Here is a 24,045-nt window from a genome sequence, read left to right as displayed (position 1 = left end):
TCTCGTCACCGAGCCGTTTCCAATAGCAGACGCCGTTGCCGACCGGACCGGCCGATGTGTAGACCCCCGGCACTTGGGCACGCGCCGGCGCCCGCCCCGGCCAAGACCACGATCGACAAAGACGGGGTCTACAACGTGGGCAGCGACATCGTGCCGGGTGTCTACACATCGGCCGGTCCGGTCGGCAACGGCGTCTGCTATTGGAAACGGCTCGGTGACGACGCCAAGCAGCCGCTCGACAACGCGATGAGCAAGAAGCCGCAGATTGTGCGGATCGAGCCGACCGACAAGACGTTCAAGACGGACGGCTGCCAGGCGTGGCAGAAGAACGACGCTGCGGTGCCCGATCCGGGCAAGTCGCCGGAGCAGGCCGGGCTTCCGCTGGGCATCCTCAACTCGCTGATTGGCGGCGGAGGCGCGGCGGCTCCGCCACCAGCACCGGCCCCCGCGCCAGCCCCGGCGCCGCCCAAGTAGGCGCGGGACCAGCCAGCACGCATGCAGACGGTCGAGTACGCCGCCGGTCGGCTGGCGGATGTTTTCGGCGAGCCCTCCCAGCGCACGGTTCTGCTCTGGCACGGCCAGCAGGCCGATGCGCGCTCCTCGGTTCGGTCGCTCGCTGCGTTGATCGCGAGCCACGGTCTGGGTGTCGTCGCCCCGGACTGGAATTCCTCTGCCGCGGACGGCGGCCGAGCCGATCTCCTGACCTCGGTCCAGTTCACCCGTGAGCGGGTCGACGACCCCAACGGTGTGGTGCTCGTCGGCTGGTCCATGGGAGGCCTCGCGGCGGCCGCGCTGACCATTCAGGCGAACCAGCTGGGCATTTCCTTCGCGCACACCGTCTGCCTGGCCGGCGCATTCATGGTCGCCGATCCGATCTTCCACGAGCTGCCCGCCGCTCAGCTTCACGACACCGCGATCGCGACACCGTTCACGTTGCTGCACGGGGTCGCCGACCGCGTCATCCCCGTCTCGGTGGCCAACGACTTCGCCGCGGCACTACGGCAGCACGATTGGCCGGTGCAGGTGGCCGAGTTGCCCGCCGACCACGGGTCGATCGCCGGCGCCGTGTACGACCCGGTCGCGCGCGCCTATCACGCCGCGACCGACGAGCAGTCGCTAGCGGTCGCCGCCGATGTCGCTGCCCTCATCGCCCGCACCGACGGCGCGCGCCGCTGACTGCGACAACCACTCGCGCAGTTTCGCGTAAACCCCCGGGTGGTTTAGCAAGTCGAAGTGATTCAACCCGGTCAGGGTCAGGCCAAGCTCCTCTTGGAACGGGATCCGTCGTGACTTACCAAGGCCCGCAGCACTTTTGGCGCGCACCAGGTGGTCGCCGGCGATCAGCCCGAGTAGCGGTGGCGCCACCGTGGACGACACGAAGTGGTAGGTGGCGTGCGGCAGAAACGGCGCTTCATGGCAGCGGTCGTGCAGAAATTCGTCGGGGTCGACGTCGAGCCAGTCCTCGTCGAGGCAGTTGCCGAAGCGCAGATCCTTCACACCGTCGCTGCGGGCGTTCAAAAACGCTGCAATTGCCCGTGTTTCGGGCAACTTGGCCAGCGCCCATGACGCGATGTTCACGCCCTTCTCCAGATCCGCGCCCAGGTGCGGCGACCCCAGGCATACCACCCTGCTGACGCGATTCGTCCAGGCGTGCTGCTGCTCGGCGCCGTAGTGGCACGCACTGCGCACGACCAGCCCGCCCATCGAATGGCCCACCAACACGAGATCGGTGATGGGGACCGGCCATCGGTCCTGCAGCAGGTCAAGGACGCCGGCCAGGGTCCGGCCGTTGACCGAGATGTGCAGTCCGGTGTTGTAGCGCAACAGAACTGGGCTATAGCCGAGGTCATCGCGCAGCCGTTCGCCGTAGCTGCGGGCGTCACCGGGCTCGCGCGGTGGCCGCGACCACGCCTGCTCGGTCATGCACCAACCGTGCACAAAGACGACGACCCGGCCGGTGGCGGCGGGATACGCCGCGGCCAGCGCGTCGACGGTCAGCGCCACCGTTTCACCGTCGCGTCGGACCACCATCGCGCCCGCCAGTGGGTTGTCGCGATCGGTCAGCTCGTCGCCGTAGATGCCGTTCACCGCTGCGATGGCGGCGCCGACGGAATCGTTACGGGATTCCAGAGCCTCGTCGACCTCGTTACCCCAGATTTCCGCGGCGAGCATGCCCGCGGCACGGGTGGCGCCACGAAGCCCATGGTCGACGCCGCTGTAGACCGCCCGGGTGATCCCGTCGTGGATGGTCCTGGTCGGTGTGGCCGATGGCCCGATCGAGCTGAAGACGCGTTTGGCAATGCCGGCGTGCATATCCCGCACGAGGGTGGTCACCACGGACGTCGCCTCCCCCGCCAGATCGCCGACGGCGCGGATATCGCTGCGTTGCATGTGGCCCCTAACGGGTTGCTGAGCTGCCGGTTTGTCCACTCAGTATACAAGCGTTTACTGTAGGTACCCGATCTCACCGAGCGCGACACCCGATAGGAGCGCAAATGGACGCGACCTTTTCCCTGGACCTGCCCGATGAAGTGGTGCAAGTCCGTGACTGGGTGCACGAGTTCGCCGAGTCGGTGATCCGCCCCGCCGCGGCCGAGTGGGACGAGCGGGAAGAGACGCCCTGGCCGATCATTCAGGAGGCGGCCAAGGTCGGGCTCTACACCCCGGACCTGTTCGCCCAGATGGCCGGCGAATCCAGCGGATTGGGCATGCCCACGGTCTTCGAGGAAATGTTCTGGGGTGACGCCGGAATCGCGTTGTCCATCATGGCCACCGGCCTCGCCGCGGCGGCGCTGGCCGCCAACGGGACTCCGGAACAGATCGGCGAGTGGCTCCCGCAGATGTTCGGTAGCCCCGGTGATCCGCAACTGGCGGCGTTCTGCTCGTCGGAGCCCGGTGCCGGATCGGACGTCGGCGCCGTTCGTACACGGGCGAAGTACGACGAAGCCAGCGACGAGTGGGTGCTCAACGGGACCAAGACCTGGGCCACCAACGGTGGCATCGCCAACGTCCACGTCGTGGTCGCGTCGGTCGAGCCTGAACTCGGCACCCGGGGCCAGGCGACGTTCATCGTGCCGCCAGGCACCAAAGGCCTTTCGCAAGGCCAAAAGTTCAAGAAGCACGGCATCCGGGCGTCGCACACCGCCGAGGTGGTACTGGACGACGTCCGCCTTCCCGGTGAGCTGATCCTGGGCGGCCGCGAGAAATTCGAAGGCCGGATCGCCCGGATCAAGGAAGGGCATCGCACGTCGAGCCAGGCGGCGATGATGACGTTCGAACGCACCCGTCCGACCGTCGGCGCGATGGCACTGGGTATCGCTCGCGCCGCCTACGAGTACGCCCTGGAGTATTCCGGTCAGCGCGAGCAGTTCGGCCGCAAGATCGCCGAATTCCAGGCTGTCGCTTTCAAATTGGCCGACATGAAGAGCCGCATTGACGCGTCCCGGATGCTGGTGTGGCGGGCCAGCTGGATGCAGCGCAACAACAAGCCGTTCACGTCAGCCGAGGGTTCGATGGCGAAGTTGTACGCCAGCGAAACCGCGGTGTACGTCACCGACGAGGCCATCCAGATCCTCGGCGGCAACGGCTACACCCGCGACTACCCGGTCGAGCGGATGCACCGAGATGCCAAGATCTTCACGATCTTTGAGGGCACCAGCGAGATTCAGCGGCTGGTGATCGGCCGGGCGCTGACCGGACTGCCCATTCGCTGAGGCGCTCCTTCAGTTGTGGGCGTGCGCCTCTTCGCCGGCTCCGTTCAGCGCGAGCGCGTCATCCCAGCCGTTGCTTCCGTTGACGTGCTCTTCGACGGCCGGCGCGGGCTCTGGCTCGACGTGGCCCTCGTCTAGACCCGCCACCACCCGGATCGCGGCGATCAACTGCTCGACGAGCGGTGCCTCCTGCGCGGTGGGTGTGCCGCCTTCTTCGAGCTCGTCGGGCAGTTCGCGCCGAAGACCGAAGCCGTTGGCCGCTTCGTGCGCCGACAGCTTGGCGTGAATGCGGGCGTTGTAAAGCTGTTGTCCCAGAGTCGATCCGGGTGCATCGGCGGCGCGCTCCATCAAATCGTCGTAGCGCCGCCGGACGTCGCTGAGCGCCATCATCACCGTGGGAGTGGGCCGGCTGTGGCTCGCGGCCTCGGTCAGCGCGGCGCGGAGCTTCCGCATACCGGTGAGAACAATCTCCGCGCGCTTCTGGAATTTCTTGTCTTCAGGAAAAGGCAGCGAATCAATGGCTGCCCGGTACATGTGCATCGCCGCTTCGGCGAGATTCACGATGGTTTGCGCTTCACCCTCATGCTTATCGAATTCGCCCATAGCCCCTCAACTCTTTGATGGTGTTCAGCTTTGGTCATGACGGGCTGCCACCAACGCCGTCCTGACAGCTGCAAAGAAGAGGGTATTGGTAACAGTGTCGACACGACAACAGTAGTGGGCGCCCAGTTGGTCGGCAGTCCGACCTCTTGAGTCCGAAAACCTAGTTGAGGCCGTAGAAGTTCTTCGCGTTGAGGCCACCGATTTTCGAGCGCGCACTTTCGCTGATGTCCGGGCGGGTGCGCAGGTGTTTGGTGCTCTCCGGCCACTCACCGTCCCAATGCGGATAGTCGCTGGCGAACATGATGAAGTCATCGCCGAGCACGTCGATGACGCCGGGCAGGATCGGCTCGTCCGGCTCGCACGTGACGAAGATGTTTCCGGCTTCGATGTACTCCCGCGGATCGCGTTGCCAGCCATGGTCGATCCAGTCGCCGCGCTTTTCGAAGTGCTCGTGCAAGCGGTCGATGAAGAACGGCACCCAGCCCACCCCCGCCTCGAGGAAAGCCACCCGCAGACCGGGATGGCGATCGAAGACACCGCCAGACACCATCGCCGTCATCGCCGTCATCTGATCGAACGGAAAGCTGATGCAGTGCACCTGGATGTAGTTGGTGAAGCGGTCGACACCGATCTTCGGTAGGTGGATGCCCGGCGCGCCGTGGATGCCCAGTGGCATGTCGAGCTCGACCGCCGCGGCGTAAAACGGGTCGAGGTCCGGGTGATCGAGATTGCGAGTCTTGAGCGCCGGTGGGACGAGCGCGGCCAACAGCCCGAGTTCTTTGGCTTCGCGCATAACGTCGATCGCCGGCTGTCCGTGTTCGACCGGCGTCACCGCAACGCCGCGCAACCGGCCGTCCCCCGGGGCGCAGAAATCAGCGATCCACTGGTTGTAAAGGCGGGCGAACCCGGCGGCGAATTCCGGGTCCTCGATGCTCGGTGCGCACAGCCCCAAGCTGGGATACAGCACCATGGTGTCGATGTGGTCCCGGTCGGCGTCGCCCAGCACACCCTCGACCGACCGACAGTTGATGTCCGGCGCGTTGCTGATCCCGTGCTCGGGTGGACAGCCGGCACCCGGGCCGGTGTCCTCGGGATAGTTGCGGCCCTCGATCACCAACCGCGCCCTCCCGTCGGTGCTTGCCCTGACGAGCTCGGGCCAGCGCTTCAGGGCCTCGATCGCCAGCGACGGGTTCTCCGCGACGTGTCCGTCGGCATCGATGATCTGCATGACGCGCTCCCGTCGGCCGATGTTGTATGCAGCGTGCACCACAGACGGCGTCGTCGTTCGTGGATTGAGCGCGACGCGTCCGTGTAACACTGCGGTAATGGCGTACTCGATTGATCGCCCCAAACTGGAGGGCAACATCGCGGTCGGCGACGATCGACAGTTGGGGTTTGCCGAATTCGGCGATCCACACGGCCGGCCCATCTTCTGGCTGCACGGCACCCCAGGCGCGCGACGGCAGATCCCCGCCGAGGCCCGGGTCTATGCCGCGGACAACCACATCCGGCTGATCGGCATCGACCGACCCGGCATCGGCTCATCGACTCCCCATCAGTACGAGAACGTCCTCGCGTTCGCCGACGACCTGCGCACCGTCGCCGACACCCTCGGCATCGACAAGATGATCGTGATCGGACTGTCCGGCGGGGGGCCTTACACGCTGGCATGCGCGGCGGCGATGCCCGACCGCGTGATCGCGGTCGGGGTGCTGGGCGGCGTGGCTCCGACCGTCGGCCCCGAGGCGACGAGCGGTGGGCTGATGGCATTCGGCACTTTCGTTGCGCCGCTGCTGAAGGTGGCCGGCCTGCCCATCCGGTTGGCCGCGGCCGGATTCATCCGCCTGCTGAAGCCGGTCGCCGAACCCGCCTTGTACCTGTACGCGGGAGTGTCCCCCGAGGGTGATCGCCGGCTGCTGGTGCGTCCGGAATTCAAGGCGATGTTCCTCGACGACCTGCTCAACGGTTCCCGCAAGCAGTTGGCCGCCCCGTTCGCCGACATCCTTGTGTTCGCCAAGGACTGGGGTTTCCGGCTCGACGAGGTCAAGATCCCCGTCCGCTGGTGGCACGGCGACAAGGACCACATCGTCCCGTTCGCCCACGGGCAACACGTCGTCAGCCGTTTGCCCGACGCGGAGCTCTACATGCTGCCCGGAGAAAGTCATCTCGCCGGACTGGGTTTCGCCGAGGAAATTCTTCGCACCATGATCGAGCTCTGGGACAGCATCGAGAAGGAGTGAATTCTGCACTGTGCGCGCGACACCATCGCACGCAGTGTGATAAACGGAGCGGGTGCCCGCGAACCCGCCGCTGACCAAAGATCAACGCAATTCGTTCGTCGCTGCGATGTTGGGCTGGACGATGGACGCCTTCGACTACTTCCTCGTGGTGCTGGTGTACGCCGACATCGCGAAGACGTTCCACCACACCAAGGCGGAAGTCGCATTCCTGACGACCGCGACCTTGCTGATGCGGCCGGTGGGTGCGCTGCTGTTCGGGCTGTGGGCCGACCGGGTCGGACGCCGGCTGCCGCTGATGGTGGACGTGGTGTTCTATTCGGTGGTCGGATTTTTGTGCGCGTTCGCGCCCAACTTCACCGTTCTTGTCGTCCTGCGACTGCTGTACGGCATTGGCATGGGCGGTGAATGGGGACTCGGTGCCGCGCTGGCGATGGAAAAGGTCCCCGTAGAGCGGCGGGGGTTCTTCTCCGGACTGCTCCAAGAGGGTTACGCGTTCGGCTATCTCCTCGCCACGGTGGCGTCGCTGTTGGTGATCGATCAACTCGGGTTGTCGTGGCGGTGGCTGTTCGGGCTGAGCATCATCCCCGCGCTGATCAGTCTGATCATCCGGTACCGGGTGCAGGAGTCCGAAGTATGGGAAGCCGAGCAAGACCGAATGAAGGTGACGCGCACCAGAATTCGCGACATTCTGCGTGATGCGGCGGTCATCCGCCGGTTCATTTATCTGGTGCTGTTGATGGCGGCTTTCAACTGGATGAGTCACGGCACCCAGGACGTGTACCCGACGTTCCTGTCGGCCACCCACGATGGCGGCGCCGGCCTCTCCCACACGACCGCCAAATGGATCGTGGTGATCTACAACATCGGCGCGATCGCGGGCGGGCTGATCTTCGGTTCGTTGTCACAGCGGTTCGGCCGCCGCTACACCGTGATCTTCTGCGCCGTGCTGGGATTGCCGATCGTGCCGTTGTTCGCCTATTCGCATTCCGCCGCGATGCTGTGCCTTGGCTCGTTTTTGATGCAGTTCGCGGTGCAAGGCGCGTGGGGCGTCATCCCCGCACATCTCACGGAAATGTCGCCCGATGCCATCCGCGGCTTCTACCCGGGTGTCACGTACCAGCTGGGCAATCTCTTGGCGGCGTTCAACTTGCCGATCCAAGAACGGCTGGCCGAGAGCCACGGCTACCCGTTTGCACTGGCCGCGACGATCGGGCCCGTTTTGATAGCCGTCGCGGTACTGACGGCGATTGGCAAGGACGCCACCGGAATCCGCTTCGGTAGTAGCGAAAGTAGTGCGACGACCCCGGCCAGTGGCGGATAGGCTCATCGACATGCTCAGCGGACTCAAGCGGTTCATACGTGGTGAGTTGGCCCAGCTGAAACTTCCGCAGATGTGGCATCTGGTCGCTGGGGCGGTGGTGGCAGTGGCGGCTCTGTTCGGCGGTCTGGACAGTGTCGATGCGAAACCGAAAGTGTTCAACGTCGGACAGCCTTACAGCGATGGCGAATTCACGGTGAACGTCACGAAGGCCGTCGTTCTGGACGATGTTCGCGCGGGCAAGCGGGTGCTCATGCCGGCCACGCCCGATCACATCTACCTGGGCTTGGTCAGCTCGGTCCGCAACGACGGGCCGATCCAGGGTTCCTTGGGCGGGGTCACCGGCAGCGCGGAATTCGATTTGCAGCAACCGCACAAGGAGTTCCTTGGTGCGTTCCGAATCGCCGACTCGTCAATGGTGGTGGCGCTGGGACCCAAACTGTCTGAGAAGGTCGTCTTCCTGTGGAAAGTCCCGCATAGCGAGATTGCCGCCGGTTCCAAAGTGACACTTCGGGTTTGGCAGAAACAACTGCGCGAAATGATGGTCACCTATGGCAAGGACTGGCTCGCCAGTGAGACCGTTTACGCCCAAATTGTGGTGCCGGTGGTGAAACTATGACCGATGTGCGTGCGGCGATCGCCCGCCGGGTGGCGCTACCTCTTACAGCGGTGCTGATCACCGCTGCCGCATTGCTGTGGCACCGCCTGCCCGTTCCGACGCAGATATACACGCCTTTCGACGTCCATGGCAGCCTGGGTAACGCGGTGCGTGGCCGCGCGCTGGACGTCGCCGTCACCAAGGTACGGGTAGCGCCCAAAGCGAAATTCGCACTCGGCCGATACTCGTCGAGCACCGTCTCGGCGATCGGAACCTGGCTCGTCGTCGACGCGACGGTGTCGGCGCTCACGTCGTCGGAGTTGGTCAGCGCCGATCTGGTGTTGGGCGGCAACACCTATCAGCAGGCACTGCGCACCCCGATGCCCGGCTTCGGCGTTCGAGTCGACCCCGGATTGCCGCAACACGGTTATTGGGTTTTCGACGTCGCGCCCGAGTTGATGCAGCCGGCCATCACCGGCCCGCTGCAGGTGCGGGTGTGGGCGGGCGGCGACGAGCGACTCAACGACCGCTTGGTGATCGATCTCGCCAACCGGCCGCAGGACCGCTCCGACATCATTGCGGTCAAACCGTTCGAGATCGGTCCGGCGACATGAACAGGCTGTGGGTGCGAAACCTGATCGGCGTTGCGGCCGCGGCCGCCGCGCTGGCGACGACTTGCGTGGTCAACCTGTATCCGGACTGGGTGGGCTATCGACGGACGGTGGAACCGCAACGTGTCGCCTCGCTTGGCGCGAGCGCGTCGGTGTTCGGGCAAACATGGCGGATTCGATCGGTCCGGCGCGTCGCCAAGCTGCCGGATCGACCCGATGGGCCGTCGATACCGCAGGGCGCCACGCTAGCTGTCGTCATCATCGAGCGGTCGGGTCCCCCGACCACGCAGCCGTGCGACGGGGTCCTCACTGACGGGCGACGGCGGTGGCGAGACCAGTCGAGCTCCGGCGTCGTCTACCCGCTCGACCCCGGCGCCACCGAGTTCTGTAACAGGCCCGGGCCCTTGCAGTTCGATTTCCTGCTGCCCGCCGATGTCAAACCCAACGCGGTCGACGTCATCGATAGCAGCGCCGCCATCGTGCAGCGTCTCCAGTTCTGAGCCTGTCCCCTGCTTGACCGACTCAGCGCGCGTCGCGTGCAGCCAGCAATAGCCGAAAACAGTGGCAATCAACGCGATTCGCAGCGGCACCACGATCAGCTGGGAGACCAGGCCAAGCGTCGGCATGAACGACCTCCAGAAACCCCAGTCATGCGGGCCGATGAGCCAGGCCATGCCGCGGAGCAGGTAGCCATGGTCGTTCGACGGTCCGTAGAAACTGCCGCCGGTGTCCAGCCATGCCAGCGCCAGGTAGGCGAGCACGTAGGCGGCCAGTGCCACCGGGCCGCCGTGCAGGATCAACTTGGCCGAGTCGACGATCGGCTGATAGCGACCGGTCTTCGACTTCGCGTAGTCGGACACCTTGCCCCGGAGCGCCTCCGGCACGACGGTCCACCGGCGCTGAATACGGCCCGCAGGCATCACCTGTTCGATCAACGTCGCGCCGCGCTCACCGATGGTTCGGCGGGCGGCGGCATGCCAGTCCGCCTGCGTCGACACCCCGTAGACGATGCCAATCACCGCCAGCCACATCAGCGGCACCCCCGCACCGCCGAACACGGTCTTCACCGCCCACATTAGGCCCTTCCACCCGATCTCCAGAAATTTGACGTGGGAGAACAGCTCAGCGCGAGTACTGGTGAACCACACCACGATTCGGCGTTTGGCGACCCACCCGGCCGGGTTGACCAGAAACGTGAATCCTGCCGACAACGAATAGCTCAGCACTAAAAATATCCACAGCGAGTCGATGTAGATCCGCACGGCTGTCAGCCACCGTGGCAGCCGGCCCGCGAAGTACCGCAACGGATATCGGATGATCAGCGCGCCAATGATGACGATCCATGTGGTTTTCGGTATCGGAAGGGCATGGGTGTCGATTCCGCTGAACGCTTCGTCGATCTGATAGTCCAGCGCACGCGCCAGGTAGGCCAGCCAATCTTCTTTGAACAGTTGCCAAGCCAGGTAGATCGCGAAGAACGGCGCGACGATCGAGGTGAACAGGTCGACGCCGCGAAGTGAGGGGCGCGGCAGATCCGCGAGAACCGGCACGCCGCGACGGACCACCAGGAACATCGCCACGTACGAACCCAGCGTCGCCAAACCGGCGAACGGCATGATCATCGCTGCCCAAAAAGCGTGGTTGTGCCCGACGTAGGCGGCCCATTCGACGGCGCCACGACGGGCCAGCATGCCAACCAGGTAGCACGCGATTATCTGCGGCCAATACCGCCACGCCAGCACGAACGGCCGAAGCAGGTAGGGCACCCGGTCATGTTAGCGGGGTTGTTGGAGCGTTTGACGCAGCAGATGCATCGCCACCGTCGTCGACCGCTCCCGGATGTCGTTGCGGTTGCCCGGGAGTCGAAGCGTTCGCGTCGACGGTGCGTGGCCGCCCAGGGCGACGGTGAAGCAGACGGTGCCGACCGGTTTGTCGTCGGTTCCCCCGCCGGGGCCGGCGATGCCGGTGATCGCCACCGCGGTATCGGCGCCGAAGCGGCGTAACGCGCCGGCCGCCATCGCCTCGGCCACCGGTTCGGACACCGCGCCATGTGTCTCGATCAATGCGGAATCGACATCGAGCAAGTCGGTTTTCGCGTCGTTGGCGTACGCCACCACCCCACCGGCGAGGTAGGCCGACGACCCGGGCCGTTCGGTGAGCCGGGCCGCCAGCAGTCCCCCGGTGCACGATTCGGCCGTCGCGATTCGACGCCCGGTCAACAGCTGCGCGATCTGGTCGTCCACGGTCGAGCCGTCTTCGGAGAAGATGTGCTGCCCGTGGCGGTTTCGGAGCAGTTCGCTCAGTTGTCGATACGTGGCGGAGGCGTCGGGTTCGTAGCGGGTGACGATCTCGAGCTCCCCGCGCCGCAGACAGGTCGTTATCTCCAACTCGGCAAATGCGGGCACCTGGTGCTCGGCTTCCCGCAGGGTCTCGGCCAAACCGGATTCCGGCAACCCGAACATCCTGATGGTGTCCTGGCGGTAGACGGTCCGGCCGGCGATGGCCTCCTGGACGGCGGGTATCTGCACTGCCGTTTTCCACATCGGCTGCAGTTCGCGCGGCGGGCCCGGCAGCACGACGACGGTCGGTTTGCCCGGAACGACGACACCGGGGGCGGTCCCGACCGGATCCATCACCACCGCGCCGACCGGGACCATGGCCTGCTTGCGGTTGGCGGCGCGCAGCGCCTCGAAATCGCCGGAACCGACGCGCGCCATGAGCTTCTTCAAGATCTCGGCGATCCTGTTCTCCAGCTCGGCGTCGAGTACGAGTTCGCGGCCGCAGAACCGGGCGACGGTGGCCACCGTCATGTCGTCCGCGGTGGGCCCGAGCCCGCCGCTCGTGACGATCAGGTCCACGCCCGCGTCGGCCATGAAGCGCAGCTGCGCTTCGATGTCGGATACCCGGTCGCCGCAGATGGTGATGTGAGCGAGCTCGACGCCCAACTCGAGCAGGCGATCGGCGAGCCAGGGACCGTTACGGTCGGCCACCCGGCCGGTCAAAACCTCGGTTCCGGTAACGACGATGCCCGCGCGTGCGCTCACCGCTATGACATTAGGCGGGTGGTGTCAGATGCCTCTCGACCGAGTCGATCTTGCTGGTCATCGCGTCGGTGACGCCTGATCGCCAGTCCGCCTTGATCACCACGCTGACCCGGGCGGCGCGAGCCGCGACCGCTTCGACCGCGCGCTCGACGACCGCCATCACCTGGCCCCAGCTGTCGCCTTCGATCACCGTGAACATCGAATCGGTCTTGTTCGGCAATCCCGATTGGCGAACCACCCGGACCGCCTCGGCGACGAGTTCGCCGACCCCCTCCCCGACACCGAGCGGCGTAACCGAGAACGCGACGAGTACCGACATGGCCCGAGCGTACGTGGCACCATCTGGCCATGCGGGTACTGGTGCAACGGGTGACGTCGGCAGCGGTGTCGGTGGACGGCCAGGTTGTCGGCTCGATCAGCCCCGTCGGCCAGGGGCTGGTGGCGCTCGTCGGGGTGACCCACGACGATGACGCCGACAAAGCCCGACGGCTAGCCGAAAAGCTCTGGCAATTAAGGATTCTCGACCACGAGCGGTCGGCATCCGACCTCAACGCACCGATCATGGTAGTCAGCCAGTTCACGCTGTACGCCGATACTGCCAAGGGACGGCGACCGTCGTGGAACGCTGCCGCACCCGGGACGGTCGCCGAACCGTTGGTCGACGAATTCGTAGTCGCGCTGCGACGTCTGGGCGCCGACGTGACCACCGGGATCTTCGGCGCCCACATGCAGATCGAACTGGTCAACGACGGACCCGTGACCATATTGCTGGAACTGTGAAGGGAGTTCGATGAGCGACGGGTGGACGCGAGACCCCGCGACAGTGCAACAACCGACGGTTCTACTCGGGAAATGCGTCGGCAGTTGCACTTTCGCGGGTGTCGAGGTGGCGTGATGCAGTTCTGGTCCGGCACACCGTTTATGGACACCAACGACGCGCTCGAGATCGCCCGCATGCTCGACGAATGCGGATACGACGGCGTCATCTGCGCCGATCACCTGATCTATCCGCGCAAGTTGACCTCCCCCTATCCGTCACCCGCCGGGGTGCCACCGTGGCAACCCGAGACCGCTTGGCCGGATTCGTGGATCATGATCGGTGCGATGTCGTCGATCACGCAGCGGTTGCGGTTCTCCAACGCCATCTACGTCGCCCCGTCCCGGCCGCTCGTCGAAGTGGCGAAACAGGTGGCCACCGCAGCGGTGATCTCCGGCGGCCGGGTGTCACTCGCCGTCGGCGCCGGCTGGATGCGCGAGGAATTCGACTTGCTGGGACAAGATTTCAGGACGCGCGGCAAGCGGTTGGACGAAATGATTCCCGCGTTGCGCGCGCTGTGGCAGGGCGGCTGGGTGTCGTGGAGTGGTCGCTTTTACGAGGTGCCGGAGATGATGCTCGAGCCCCATCCGCCGTCGCCGGTGCCGATCTTGTCGGGCGGCGAATCGGAGGTCGCGCTGCGCCGGGCGGCTCGACTCTGCGACGGCTGGGTCGGCACGGCGTATGTCTGGGACGACGCGGCCCGATACGTGCAGAAGCTGATGGAGCTACGGCGCGACTACGGCCGCGACGGTGAGCCTTTCGAGATCATGCTGGCGCTGCTGGAGATGCCGTCGGCCGATCTTTTCCGCCGTGCGGAAGATATCGGCATCACCGCGGTGATGTGCGCGCCCTGGATGGGTGAGGGTGTCGAGCCGAGCAACCGCGACGGCTGTCGCGCCGCGATCGAAAGGTTCGCCGAGACCGTTATTGCACGGTGTCGATAGGGTTTTGGGCCGCTAGCGGTTACATCCGGTGCGGGACGTCGTTCACCAGACCGCCGTCCATGACGAACTCGGCGCCCGTGGCATAGGAGGACTCGTCACTGGCCAGGAACACCACGAACGTGGCGACCTCGTCGGCGACGCCCGGACGACCCAGCGGAACGGTCACCATGTCGTCCGGGAAGTGCTTGGTCATCGGGGTCCGGATGAAACCCGGGTGGATGGAGTTCACCCGGATGTTCTGCGACGCCAACTCCAGCGACGCCGACTTGGTCAACCCGCGCACCGCCCACTTCGAGGCCACGTACGGGTGCACCATGATGGCGCCACGCAGACCTTCGATCGACGAGACATTGATGATCGAGCCGCCGCCGGCCGCCTTCATCGGTTCGACCGCGGCCTGGATGCCGTGGAATGTGCCATTGAGGTTGACGTCGATGACCTTGTTCCACTTGTCCACGTTGAACTGGCCGAGCTGACCCAGCGCCACGATCCCGGCGTTGTTGACCAGCACGTTGAGCTTGCCGAAGTCGTCGACTGCGGTGGACACCGCGGTCTCCCAGTCGGAGGGCTGGGTGACATCGAGGTGGACGTAGCGTGCGGCGTCGCCGAGCTCGTCGGCAAGCTTCTTGCCGTCATCGTCGAGAATGTCGCCGATTACGACCTTGGCGCCCTCGCCGACCAGTGCGCGAGCGTGGGCAGCGCCCATCCCCCGAGCGCCGCCGCTGATCACTGCTACTTTTCCGTCCACGCGTCCCATGCCGCGTCACGCTACAGCAGACGGCCACGAAGTTAGAACTTGTTCCACCGGCATCGCGACCGGAGGTGACAATCAAGCGATGAGCGCGACAACACCCCTATTCACCGCGTGCGGTGGTTTCCTGCTTGCCGTGTTGTGGATGGACCTCATCTTCGACGCACAAACACTCACCGCCAAGGGCTCTGCCCGTGAACTGCCTGATCAGGTGCTGGATTCCATCGCGCGGTACTACCGGCGCGCGGTCACCGAATCGCGACCGATGGGCCACCTCATCGCCGTCGTCATGGCGCTTCTTATCGCCGCGTTGGGATTCAGGATGGTGCGAGGGCATGACCCCGGGTGGCTGATGGCGTTGTCGGCGCTCCTGATTGGCGGTCCGATTTTGCTGGCCGCTACTCACACGGTGCCCAATGCGGCCCGGCTGGGTAGCCGTTCGGGAAGCCCGAGCGCTCAAACCGTGCTGGCGCGGTCGATTTGGCGTGATCACCTTGCCTGCGCGGTCGGTATGTCGACCTTTACATTGCTGTGGCTGGTGCACGACGCCGTGCTCTGACGGTCCGCGCGAGGCGCCAGCGCCGGGGTCGCGCAGCCCGTAAGTGCTCACTTTCACCCGGGTGTCGCAATTGGCTCGATCCGTACTAAACTAGAACACGTTCCAATTCGCCTACACCGCGGTAAGCAACCAAGTAAGGATCTCCCCATGCACACTCCCATCTGCGACGAACTCGGTATCGAGTTTCCGATCTTCGCGTTCACGCATTGCCGCGACGTCGTCGTCGCGGTGAGCAAGGCCGGTGGTTTCGGTGTGCTGGGAGCAGTCGGCTTCACCCCGGAACAGCTCGAGATCGAGCTCAAATGGATCGACGAGAACATCGGCGACCACCCTTATGGCGTCGACATCGTCATCCCGAACAAGTACGAGGGCATGGACTCGCACCTGTCGGCGGAGGAACTGGCCGAGTCGCTGCGCAAAATGGTGCCGCAGGACCACCTGGACTTCGGCAAGAAGATCCTCGCCGACCACGGTGTGCCGATCGAGGACAGCGATGGCGACAGCCTGCAGCTCTTGGGCTGGACCGAGGCCACGGCCACGCCTCAGGTCGAAGTCGCGCTCACCCATCCCAAGGTGAAGATGATCGCGAACGCGCTTGGCACCCCGCCGCCGGACATGATCAAGCACATTCATGACGCCGGGCTCAAGGTCGCCGCGCTGTGCGGCTCTCCTTCGCAGGCCCGCAAGCACGCCGACGCCGGCGTCGACATCATCATCGCCCAGGGCGGCGAGGCCGGCGGCCACTGCGGCGAGGTGGGCTCAATTGTGTTGTGGCCCCAGGTCGTCAAGGAGGTCGCGCCGGTCCCGGTGCTCGGCGCCGGCGGCATCGGCAGCGGTCAGCAGATCGCAGCGGCCTTGGCGCTGGGCTGTCAGGGCGCGTGGACCGGGTCGCAGTGGTTGATGGTCGAGGAGTCCTCGAACACGCCGGTCCAGCAGGCCGCCTACATGAAGGCCGGCAGCCGCGACACCGTGCGAAGCCGTTCGTTCACCGGCAAGCCCGCCCGGATGCTGCGCAACGACTGGACCGATGCCTGGGAGGCGCCGGAAAACCCGAAGCCGCTGGGAATGCCGTTGCAGTACATGGTTTCCGGGATGGCGGTGCGGGCGACCAACCGTTACCCCAACGAATCCGTCGACGTGGCGTTCAACCCGGTCGGTCAGGTTGTCGGACAGCTAACCAAGGTCGAGAAGACGTCGACGGTGATCGAGCGTTGGGTGCAGGAGTACCTGGAAGCGACGAGCAAGCTCGACGAGTTGAACGAAGCTGCGTCCGTCTGATTACTCCTCGTCGGCCGGCGGGCCGGTGAAGACCTCTTTGGTGCGCTCGACCGCGTAGGTCGCGATGTCGATCGAGTTGTGCACGATGTCGCCGGTGCCACCCGCGATATCACCCTTGATGATGTGGCCGGCGTTATCGACGATGTCCGCCGACCGCTCGACGGCATTGCTGACGATGTCGCGGGCGGCGTCGATCGCGTCTTTCGGCGTGAAAGCCATGGCTGTCTCCTGTTCGGGGGTTAGGGGTTCAGTCCGGTGAACGACGGGAAGCCGGGGCCGATGCCGTTCGGGAAACCACCGCCGGTCAATTGGCCGATCTGCCAACCGTGTTCGGTGCACATCATGGGTTGCCCATCGGGCGACTGGGCCGACAATCCGCGCGGGTTGTCACACTTGGCGCCGACTTCCTGCACGCCGCGCAACGGGTAGGTGATCACCCAGTACCCCGATTGTGCGGCGGGGAATTGGTTGGTGATGAAGTGGCACGCCTCGGCCTGACCGCCGGGGCCGCGTCCGAAAATGAACCGGTCGTAGTTGTCACACGGCGCCCCGAGTGACGCGTCGTAATTCATGCCCGGCACGTCGCCGTCGTAATGACCGGGGTCGGCAAGGGCGGCAGGGGCCAGGCCGACAGCGGCTCCGCTGATCGCAGTGGCGACGAACAATTCGCGAATCATGATCCACCTTCGGTAGTGGGTCGCTGGCACATTCCGCCCGTGACCTGGAGGCAAGCATAGTCAGTACCGCCGGTGCCACAAGGCCGTTTCGCTCAGTGGGCTACCGACCGGTAAGTGCAGATCAGGACACCGGTGGCGGCGTCGTCGCCGAAACGAGCTCGAGTGCGCGGGCGATGCCGTCGTCGGGAAACAGTCTCTTGCCCCCGGCGAGCAGGATCGGTTCGACCATCAGCCGGTATTCGTCGACCAGCCCGTGGGCGATCAGCTGCGCGGCCAACGACGCGCTGCCCATCACCTGTAGCGCTTGGCCGTTGCGGGCCCGCAATTCCCGCACGGCGCCCCGGGCGCCTGCACCACACCGTCGAGGCTGCTGAAGTCGCTGACAACGATGCGCATGACTGGTCCCCTCGTGGTTACTTGTGCTGGCACTAGATCCAGACCGCGGACCGCGACGAAACTCATCGAAGCCATCACGAGAACACGTTCCATTCTCGTGCTGGGCAATCCCTTCAGACACGGTCCATCTCGGCTGTCGTGGTGCTTTACTGGGCCAGAACGCGTCATATCCAAGCCGTTTTCATAGGAGTGCCACCGATGCCAACTCCGAATCTTCCTCCGGGATTCGATTTCACCGACCCCGATATCCACGCCGAGCGCCTGCCGGTAGAAGAACTCGCCGAGCTCCGCCGGACCGCGCCGATCTGGTGGAACGAGCAGCCTCTAGGGGCCGGCGGGTTCGACGACGGCGGTTTCTGGGTGGTGTCCAAACACAAGGACGTCAAAGAGATTTCGCTGCGCAGCGACGTCTTTTCCAGTCTGGAGAAGACCGCGCTGCCGCGCTATAAGGATGGCACGGTCGGCGAGCAGGTCGAGCGCGGCAAGTTCGTTTTGCTCAACATGGACGCCCCGCAGCACACCCGGTTGCGCAAGATTATCTCGCGGGCCTTCACCCCTCGCGCGATCGAGCGGTTGCGCGAAGACCTCGCCGAACGCGCGCGGCGCATCGTCGAGACCGCAGCGGCCGAGGGCTCCGGCGACTTCGTCGAACAGATCTCGTGTGAGCTCCCGTTGCAGGCCATCGCCGGGTTGATGGGTGTGCCGCAGGAAGACCGCAAGAAGCTGTTCCACTGGTCCAACGAGATGGTCGGCGACCAGGATCCCGAGTTCGCGAACAACGATGCCATCACCGCGTCGGTCGAGCTGATCACGTACGGCATGCAGATGGCGGCCGACCGGACGCAAAATCCCCGCGACGACCTGGTCACCAAGCTGGTCGAGGCGGACGTCGATGGGCACAAGCTCTCCGACGACGAGTTCGGGTTCTTCGTCATCCTGTTGGCGGTAGCCGGGAACGAGACGACCCGCAGCTCGATCACCCAGGGCATGATGGCGTTCACCGACTTCCCGGACCAGTGGGAGCTCTACAAGAAGGAGCGCCCGGCGACCGCGGCCGACGAAATCGTTCGGTGGGCCACACCGGTCACGTCGTTCCAACGGACCGCGCTCGAGGACTACGAGCTGTCCGGTGTGCAGATCAAGAAGGGTCAGCGCGTCGTAATGGTCTATCGCTCAGCCAATTTCGACGAAGAGGTGTTCGACGATCCGTTCACCTTCAACATCCTGCGAGACCCCAACCCGCACGTCGGCTTCGGCGGAACCGGGGCGCACTATTGCATCGGCGCGAACCTGGCGCGGATGACGATCGATCTGATGTTCAACGCGATCGCCGACGCCATGCCCAACCTGGAGTCGATCGGGACCCCGGAACGGCTGCGCTCGGGCTGGCTGAACGGCATCAAGCACTGGCAGGTCGACTACCACAGCGATGCCTCAGCGAAACACCCTGTCGCGCACTAGGCTACGGCAATGCCGTCACACAAAGCAGTTCACGTCAAATCCGCGGGAGCGCCGCTGGAGCTCGCCGACGTCGAGACACGGTCACCGGAGCGCGGCGAGGTGCGGATCAAGGTCGGAGCCTGCGGCATCTGCGGCACCGACGCCCACTTCGTCGCCGGTAACTTCCCCGGCCTGACCTGGCCGCTCACCCTGGGCCACGAGATCGCCGGCACAATCGCTGAAATCGGTCCTGGTGTTGAGGAATTCGCGGTCGGTGACCGTGTTGCCGTCGGCTGGTTCGGCGGTAATTGCAACCATTGCACACAGTGTCGCAAGGGCCAGTTCATCCACTGCCTGAACGGAAAGGTGCCCAGCTGGCACTACCCCGGCGGCTACGCGGAATCGGCGACGGTACCTGCCACCGCGCTCGCCAGGATCCCCGCGGAGCTTTCCGACGCCGAGGCGGCGCCGATGGGTTGCGCGGGGGTGACCACATATAACGCGTTACGGCACACCAGAGCCCTGCCGGGAGACCGGGTGGCGATTCTCGGTGTCGGCGGGCTCGGTCACCTCGGGATTCAATTCGCTCGGGCAATGGGTTTCGAGACCATCGCGATCAACCGCGGAACCGCCAAGAAAGAGGACGCACTCAAGTTGGGTGCGCACCACTACATCGACGCGACCGACGGTGACGTCGCCGACGCCTTGAATGACCTCGGCGGCGTCGCCGTGGTGCTGGCGACCGCAGGTGCGTCGAAGGCGATGGCCGCGACGGTCGGCGGGCTGCTGCCCCGCGGCGAACTGCTCACCATCGGCGTCACCCCCGAGCCGCTGCCGATCAGCCCGCTGCAGCTGATCACCCCGGGTCTCAGCATCGTCGGCCATCCGTCCGGCACGGCCAGCGAGGTCGAGGACACCATGCAATTCGCGGTGCAGACCGGAGTGCGGGCCTGGATCGAGGAACTGCCGCTGGCACAGGCCGCGGAAGGCTATGCGGCGCTGGAACAAGGCCGAGCTCACTACCGGACTGTCCTGACGATTTGACTGGCAACGACGCCGCCGAATGGAGCCTCGACGGCTCCGATGGTTACTTGCTGATTCACACTGGTGTCGCCGGCCCGGCAGCCGCGATGGGCCACCGGCTGACCCTCGCGATGAGACGTTGGCGGGCGACAACGCGGTGGGACGCCGACGAGCCGGTGGCCGCGGATTTGGCCGTCGAGGTCGGATCCCTGGAAGTCGTGCGCGGTGAGGGCGGCGTCACCCCGCTATCGGCGCCCGAGAAAATCCTGGTGCGCAGCAACGCGTTGCGATCGCTGGACGTCAAGCGCTATCCGCGAATCACATTTGCAGCCAACGATATTGAGAAGATCAATGACGGGTACCGGTTGACCGGGGCATTGACCATTCAGGACACGTCCCGAGCTCAGGTCGTCGATCTGCGCGTCGACGATCAGGGCGACAACTGGTGGCTGTCCAGCGAGACCACGGTCCAGCAAACGGAATTCGGCATCAAGCCCTACTCGCAGCTGCTGGGCTCGCTGAAAGTCGCCGACGACGTGGTAGTGGCATTCAGCGCGAAGCGCGCCAAACATTCCTGAGAAGGAGCCGCGATGCGGATCGGAGTGGTGTTCCCGCAGACCGAGATTGGCGGTGACGCGGGTGCCGTCCGGGCCTATGGCGAGCACGTCGAAGGGCTCGGGTTCGCGCATCTGCTGGCCTACGACCACGTTGTCGGAGCCGACGCAGCCGTTCATGCCGGCTGGAAAGGCCCGTACGACATGCACAACACGTTTCACGAGCCACTGGTGACGTTCCGGCTTCCTCGCCGCCGTCACGACCAGCGTCGAGCTCGTCACGGGTGTGGTGATTCTGCCCCAGCGACAGACTGTTCTGGTCGCCAAACAGGCGGCCGAGGTCGACCTGCTCAGCGGCGGCCGACTGCGCCTCGGGGTTGGTCTCGGCTGGAACGCCGTCGAATATGAGGCTTTGGGAGAAGACTTTTCGACCAGGGGCAGACGCTGCGGCGAGCAGGTGGAGCTGATGCGCAAATTGTGGACCGAGCCGAGCGTCACCTTCATCGGCCGCTATCACACGGTGACGGGGGCGGGGATTGCGCCGCTGCCGATCCAGCGCCCGATCCCGGTGTGGTTCGGGGCGTCCACGTCGCGTGCGTTTCGCCGTGCCGGCCGCCTCGGTGACGGCTGGTTTCCGATGGTCGGGCCGGGACCCAAACTCGCGCAGGCGCGTCGCGAGGTGGAGCAGGCGGCCACCGCGGCCGGTCGGGATCCGGCCAAACTCGGTATGCAGGGCCAGGTTTCCTGGAACGGCAGCGGTGAGGACCTGGCCGACGGTTTCCGGCTCTGGGCGGACGCGGGTGCGACCCACGTCGCCGTCAACACCATGAATGCGGGCCTGACGTCGGTCGACGAACACCTCAGCGTGTTAAGCAACGCCGCTGAAATCGCGTGGGAATTCCGGGATTAACTCGGGCCGGCTAGGGAGTCGGCGCGCCGGGAGGCGGGGGCGGTGGCTGCTGTTGATCCGGATCTTGTCCATGCAGGCGCAGCCAAAGTTTGGTCAGCAGCGGGTGCGGGTTGGGCGGCTGCTCCGGCGGCGGAGGTGCGACCGGGGGTGGCGGCGCGGGCGGTGCGACCGGTGCCACCGCGGGAACCTCGACAGGCGCCTGCGCGACGACATGCTGCTGCTCGACCACCGGCTCTTGCACCGGCGCGGGCTTGGGCGCCGGGCGAGCCGGCGGCTGGACCACCGCTGACGGCGCGGCCTCGGCGATCGGTGTCAGGGCGGCCCGGTGCGCGAATGGCCGGACCGGGTCGGGGGCGTGGTTCGGTACCAGATGCGGTCCCAGGGCGAGCGACAGCGACGCCACAAACGTCGCTGCGCCGGCGGCAAGGATCGTCACCGCGCCCGCATAGGACCGCTGCCGGGCGGCGACCGGGTCTTGCCGCCAGCTGTTCACGGTCTCGAGCATCTCGGCGTCGGTGAATTCGGTGCTCTGCGCGGCCACGAGCGCGGCGCCCCGCGCCAAGGCCAACTCCGCGCCGGCTTGCGTGATGACCGGTACCGGCAGTGTCGTGAGCCGCGCCGACATCGCGTCCACGTCGTCTTGGGCGCCGACGATCACGACTCCACCCGGTTGCCAGGTGCTGCGCTCGAAGAGAGCGTTCAGCCAGTGGACCAAATGCCCAGGGCCGCCGGACAATTGCTTGATGGCGGTCTGCGGTTCGCCGTCCTCGGCGTCGACCATCACGACGATCGTGGAGTCACCGTCGAGCACGCACACCGCGGCCAGGTCGTAGCCGACGACCGGCGCAATGGCGCGGGCCAGCATGTCGCAGGCGTCGTGAAGTCGGACGGGCACGACGTTGTTGAATCCGGCGTCGGTGAGCGATTCGACAAGCAGGGCCGCTTCGGCGGCCGACGCGTCGCTCCACGTGACGCCGACGACGTGGAGTCGTTGATCGAAACCGGCCGCGGCGGCTTGGGCGTCCAGCACGGCCGCGGTTGCCTGTTCTGATGTGTGAACTGCCTGCACGCCAGCGGTGGGGTGTACGTCGAAATCGTCGTGGTCGAGGATGGCGCCGTCGGCGTCGCGGCCTTCCGCGAGGACCCAGCCGACCGCCGTCGACGTGAGCGACAGCCCAAGTACCGTGTCCAAATCTGCACCTCAATCGCGGCCCGATGCCCGTGCGCCGCACCCTGCGAACATGCCGATTGACGCACTGGTTCGTGGGCGGCGGAAGGACCGGGACAGCGTGGTCTCGTCGGTCTTACCCCGCGTCACCCTACGCGTTCACCGCGACGAAGTGCGACCCGGGGATAGACAGCTGTGCAATTGCGGGTGGGCGCAAAACGTTGCCACGAACCGTCATTTAGCGCCCCTGGCACAGGCTCCGCGCAGGTGGCGCTGGTTGCTGTCAAATCGCGACACCTTTGCGTCTTCATCGACATATGGACAACTCCACGGTAAGTTTTGCTCTTAGTGCGTGACGCCGTCGACAAGGGGCCTGATATGGCATATGTAAGCGACAAGATGCGAGGGTGGGCGCGGCGACTGACGGTCGCCGCTATTTCTGCCGCCGCTCTACCGGGTCTGGTCGGCCTCGTCGGCGGTTCGCCGGCGGCCAACGCCTTCTCCCGACCCGGGCTTCCTGTCGAATACCTTCAGGTGCCATCGGCGTCGATGGGCCGCAGCATCAAAGTCCAGTTCCAGAGCGGCGGGAACAACTCGCCGGCGGTCTATCTGCTAGATGGTCTGCGAGCCCAGGACGACTACAACGGCTGGGACATCAACACCCCCGCCTTCGAGTGGTACTACCAGTCCGGGCTGTCGGTCATCATGCCGGTCGGTGGTCAGTCCAGCTTCTACACCGACTGGTACCACCCGGCGTGCGGCAAGGCCGGCTGCTCGACCTATAAGTGGGAAACGTTCCTGACCAGCGAGCTGCCCGGATATCTGTCATCGCAGAAGAGCGTCAAGCCCACCGGCAGCGCGGCGATCGGCATCTCGATGGCCGGTTCGTCCGCCATGAACCTGGCGATCTACCACCCCGGTCAGTTCATCTACGCCGGTTCGCTGTCCGGCTATCTCAGCCCGTCCACCGGACAGAGCTGGATCGGCCTGGCGATGGGCGACGCCGGCGGCTATAAGAAGGAAGACATGTGGGGACCCGACAGCGACCCCGCCTGGGTGCGCAACGACCCCACGATCAATGTCGCCCAGCTCGTCGCCAACAACACCCGCCTCTGGGTGTACTGCGGCAACGGCACTCCCAACGAACTGGGCGGCGCCAACCTGCCTGCCACGTTCCTGGAGAGCAACTTCATGATCGGCGGCAACAAGAAATTCCAGGACGCCTACAACGCCGCGGGTGGCCACAACGCCGTGTTCAACTTCCCGCCCTATGGAACCCACAGCTGGGAGTACTGGGGTGCGCAGCTGAACGCGATGAAGCCCGACCTTCAGGGCGCGCTGGGCGCTCACGCCGGCGGTTAGTCCTCTCGCACAAAACTGCGCTTGACGGTGATCCGTCAAGCG

The 24,045-nt window shown here is 65.4% G+C and carries 25 protein-coding genes and 2 pseudogenes; 16 read left to right on the top strand and 11 right to left on the bottom strand.

Annotated features, from left to right (window positions below; all coding sequences use genetic code 11):
* Together A5658_RS28410 and A5658_RS08735 are read left to right on the top strand one after the other, a co-directional pair.
* Positions 1 to 474, top strand: a pseudogene (locus A5658_RS28410) (hypothetical protein); the annotation flags it as partial.
* Positions 475 to 495: 21 nt separating this feature from the next.
* Positions 496 to 1,176, top strand: coding sequence for an alpha/beta hydrolase (locus tag A5658_RS08735; protein WP_067333094.1), 681 nt, complete (start codon positions 496 to 498; stop codon positions 1,174 to 1,176).
* Here the strand turns inward: A5658_RS08735 and A5658_RS08730 are convergent.
* Positions 1,117 to 2,391, bottom strand: a complete 1,275-nt coding sequence (locus A5658_RS08730) for a triacylglycerol lipase (protein ID WP_067333093.1) — start codon at positions 2,389 to 2,391, stop codon at positions 1,117 to 1,119. The genes A5658_RS08735 and A5658_RS08730 overlap by 60 nt on opposite strands.
* A gap of 104 nt (positions 2,392 to 2,495) precedes the next feature.
* Here A5658_RS08730 and A5658_RS08725 point away from each other — a divergent pair, with 104 nt between their 5' ends.
* Positions 2,496 to 3,713 carry an acyl-CoA dehydrogenase family protein gene (locus A5658_RS08725; RefSeq protein ID WP_067333092.1) on the top strand — a complete coding sequence of 406 codons (1,218 nt, stop codon included), beginning with the start codon at positions 2,496 to 2,498 and terminating at the stop codon, positions 3,711 to 3,713.
* 9 nt (positions 3,714 to 3,722) lie between these two features.
* Here the strand turns inward: A5658_RS08725 and A5658_RS08720 are convergent, their stop codons facing one another.
* Both A5658_RS08720 and A5658_RS08715 read right to left on the bottom strand, forming a co-directional pair.
* The gene (locus A5658_RS08720) at positions 3,723 to 4,313 is read right to left on the bottom strand and encodes a forkhead-associated protein (protein WP_067333091.1); all 591 of its coding nucleotides are present in this window, start codon (positions 4,311 to 4,313) and stop codon (positions 3,723 to 3,725) included.
* A gap of 160 nt (positions 4,314 to 4,473) precedes the next feature.
* Positions 4,474 to 5,541 carry an amidohydrolase family protein gene (locus A5658_RS08715; protein ID WP_067333090.1) on the bottom strand — a complete coding sequence of 356 codons (1,068 nt, stop codon included), beginning with the start codon at positions 5,539 to 5,541 and terminating at the stop codon, positions 4,474 to 4,476.
* 97 nt (positions 5,542 to 5,638) lie between these two features.
* Between A5658_RS08715 and A5658_RS08710 the strand changes: the two genes are divergently transcribed.
* The 4 genes from A5658_RS08710 (at position 5,639) to A5658_RS08695 (ending at position 9,083) form a co-directional block, all read left to right on the top strand.
* Positions 5,639 to 6,553, top strand: a complete 915-nt coding sequence (locus A5658_RS08710) for an alpha/beta fold hydrolase (protein WP_067333089.1) — start codon at positions 5,639 to 5,641, stop codon at positions 6,551 to 6,553.
* Positions 6,554 to 6,659: 106 nt separating this feature from the next.
* Positions 6,660 to 7,874 carry an MFS transporter gene (locus tag A5658_RS08705; RefSeq protein WP_156751329.1) on the top strand — a complete coding sequence of 405 codons (1,215 nt, stop codon included), beginning with the start codon at positions 6,660 to 6,662 and terminating at the stop codon, positions 7,872 to 7,874.
* A 103-nt stretch (positions 7,875 to 7,977) separates the two neighbouring features.
* A complete protein-coding gene (locus A5658_RS08700; protein WP_156751327.1) occupies positions 7,978 to 8,490 on the top strand; it encodes a hypothetical protein in 513 nt (170 codons plus the stop codon).
* The gene (locus A5658_RS08695; protein WP_067333088.1) at positions 8,487 to 9,083 is read left to right on the top strand and encodes a hypothetical protein; all 597 of its coding nucleotides are present in this window, start codon (positions 8,487 to 8,489) and stop codon (positions 9,081 to 9,083) included. Before A5658_RS08700 ends, A5658_RS08695 begins: the two co-directional genes overlap by 4 nt.
* 242 nt (positions 9,084 to 9,325) lie before the next feature.
* Here the strand turns inward: A5658_RS08695 and A5658_RS08690 are convergent, their stop codons facing one another.
* From A5658_RS08690 to A5658_RS08680, 3 genes are read right to left on the bottom strand one after another with little or no spacing between them, the layout of a single operon-like run.
* On the bottom strand, positions 9,326 to 10,846 hold the full coding sequence (locus A5658_RS08690; RefSeq protein WP_067333087.1) for a hypothetical protein: 1,521 nt from the start codon (positions 10,844 to 10,846) through the stop codon (positions 9,326 to 9,328).
* Positions 10,847 to 10,855: 9 nt separating this feature from the next.
* Positions 10,856 to 12,130 (bottom strand): competence/damage-inducible protein A, encoded by a 1,275-nt coding sequence (locus tag A5658_RS08685; RefSeq protein WP_067333086.1) that lies wholly within the window; start codon positions 12,128 to 12,130, stop codon positions 10,856 to 10,858.
* A 4-nt stretch (positions 12,131 to 12,134) separates the two neighbouring features.
* Positions 12,135 to 12,443, bottom strand: a complete 309-nt coding sequence (locus tag A5658_RS08680; protein ID WP_067333085.1) for an MTH1187 family thiamine-binding protein — start codon at positions 12,441 to 12,443, stop codon at positions 12,135 to 12,137.
* A 29-nt stretch (positions 12,444 to 12,472) separates the two neighbouring features.
* Between A5658_RS08680 and dtd the strand changes: the two genes are divergently transcribed.
* Positions 12,473 to 12,904 (top strand): D-aminoacyl-tRNA deacylase, encoded by a 432-nt coding sequence (gene dtd / locus A5658_RS08675; RefSeq protein ID WP_067333084.1) that lies wholly within the window; start codon positions 12,473 to 12,475, stop codon positions 12,902 to 12,904.
* 114 nt (positions 12,905 to 13,018) lie between these two features.
* Positions 13,019 to 13,885, top strand: a complete 867-nt coding sequence (locus A5658_RS08670; RefSeq protein ID WP_067333083.1) for a TIGR03619 family F420-dependent LLM class oxidoreductase — start codon at positions 13,019 to 13,021, stop codon at positions 13,883 to 13,885.
* Between the two features lie 19 nt (positions 13,886 to 13,904).
* Here the strand turns inward: A5658_RS08670 and A5658_RS08665 are convergent, their stop codons facing one another.
* Positions 13,905 to 14,642: a glucose 1-dehydrogenase gene (locus tag A5658_RS08665; RefSeq protein WP_067333082.1), complete on the bottom strand. Its 738-nt coding sequence runs from the start codon at positions 14,640 to 14,642 to the stop codon at positions 13,905 to 13,907.
* Between the two features lie 79 nt (positions 14,643 to 14,721).
* Here A5658_RS08665 and A5658_RS08660 point away from each other — a divergent pair, with 79 nt between their 5' ends.
* Complete coding sequence (locus A5658_RS08660) at positions 14,722 to 15,195, top strand: hypothetical protein (RefSeq protein ID WP_067333081.1); 474 nt, start codon at positions 14,722 to 14,724, stop codon at positions 15,193 to 15,195.
* A 147-nt stretch (positions 15,196 to 15,342) separates the two neighbouring features.
* Positions 15,343 to 16,473, top strand: a complete 1,131-nt coding sequence (locus tag A5658_RS08655) for a nitronate monooxygenase (RefSeq protein WP_067333080.1) — start codon at positions 15,343 to 15,345, stop codon at positions 16,471 to 16,473.
* Here A5658_RS08655 and A5658_RS08650 read toward each other — a convergent pair whose 3' ends face one another.
* From A5658_RS08650 to A5658_RS28705, 3 genes are all read right to left on the bottom strand, one after another.
* Complete coding sequence (locus tag A5658_RS08650; RefSeq protein WP_067333079.1) at positions 16,474 to 16,692, bottom strand: hypothetical protein; 219 nt, start codon at positions 16,690 to 16,692, stop codon at positions 16,474 to 16,476. It lies immediately after the preceding gene.
* A 20-nt stretch (positions 16,693 to 16,712) separates the two neighbouring features.
* Positions 16,713 to 17,150, bottom strand: coding sequence for a hypothetical protein (locus A5658_RS08645; protein ID WP_067333078.1), 438 nt, complete (start codon positions 17,148 to 17,150; stop codon positions 16,713 to 16,715).
* 121 nt (positions 17,151 to 17,271) lie between these two features.
* Positions 17,272 to 17,484: a dihydrofolate reductase family protein gene (locus A5658_RS28705; protein WP_067333077.1), complete on the bottom strand. Its 213-nt coding sequence runs from the start codon at positions 17,482 to 17,484 to the stop codon at positions 17,272 to 17,274.
* A gap of 260 nt (positions 17,485 to 17,744) precedes the next feature.
* Here A5658_RS28705 and A5658_RS08635 point away from each other — a divergent pair, with 260 nt between their 5' ends.
* The 4 genes and pseudogenes from A5658_RS08635 (at position 17,745) to A5658_RS08620 (ending at position 21,473) form a co-directional block, all read left to right on the top strand.
* A complete protein-coding gene (locus A5658_RS08635; protein WP_067333076.1) occupies positions 17,745 to 19,007 on the top strand; it encodes a cytochrome P450 in 1,263 nt (420 codons plus the stop codon).
* A gap of 9 nt (positions 19,008 to 19,016) precedes the next feature.
* Positions 19,017 to 20,030 carry an alcohol dehydrogenase catalytic domain-containing protein gene (locus A5658_RS08630; RefSeq protein ID WP_067333075.1) on the top strand — a complete coding sequence of 338 codons (1,014 nt, stop codon included), beginning with the start codon at positions 19,017 to 19,019 and terminating at the stop codon, positions 20,028 to 20,030.
* The gene (locus A5658_RS08625; protein WP_067333074.1) at positions 20,027 to 20,587 is read left to right on the top strand and encodes a YceI family protein; all 561 of its coding nucleotides are present in this window, start codon (positions 20,027 to 20,029) and stop codon (positions 20,585 to 20,587) included. The genes A5658_RS08630 and A5658_RS08625 overlap by 4 nt, the downstream gene beginning before the upstream one ends.
* 12 nt (positions 20,588 to 20,599) lie before the next feature.
* Positions 20,600 to 21,473: pseudogene (locus tag A5658_RS08620) on the top strand (LLM class F420-dependent oxidoreductase).
* 10 nt (positions 21,474 to 21,483) lie between these two features.
* Here the strand turns inward: A5658_RS08620 and A5658_RS08615 are convergent.
* Positions 21,484 to 22,665 carry a hypothetical protein gene (locus tag A5658_RS08615; protein ID WP_067333073.1) on the bottom strand — a complete coding sequence of 394 codons (1,182 nt, stop codon included), beginning with the start codon at positions 22,663 to 22,665 and terminating at the stop codon, positions 21,484 to 21,486.
* 354 nt (positions 22,666 to 23,019) lie between these two features.
* Between A5658_RS08615 and A5658_RS08610 the strand changes: the two genes are divergently transcribed.
* Entirely contained in the window at positions 23,020 to 24,003 is a 984-nt protein-coding gene (locus A5658_RS08610; RefSeq protein WP_067333099.1) for an esterase family protein, read from the top strand.
* The last annotated feature ends 42 nt before the right edge of the window (positions 24,004 to 24,045 follow it).

It is taken from the genome of Mycobacterium sp. 1245111.1, from assembly GCF_001673405.1.
Taxonomy (GTDB): domain Bacteria; phylum Actinomycetota; class Actinomycetes; order Mycobacteriales; family Mycobacteriaceae; genus Mycobacterium.
This window is presented reverse-complemented; position numbering and strand designations above follow the sequence as displayed.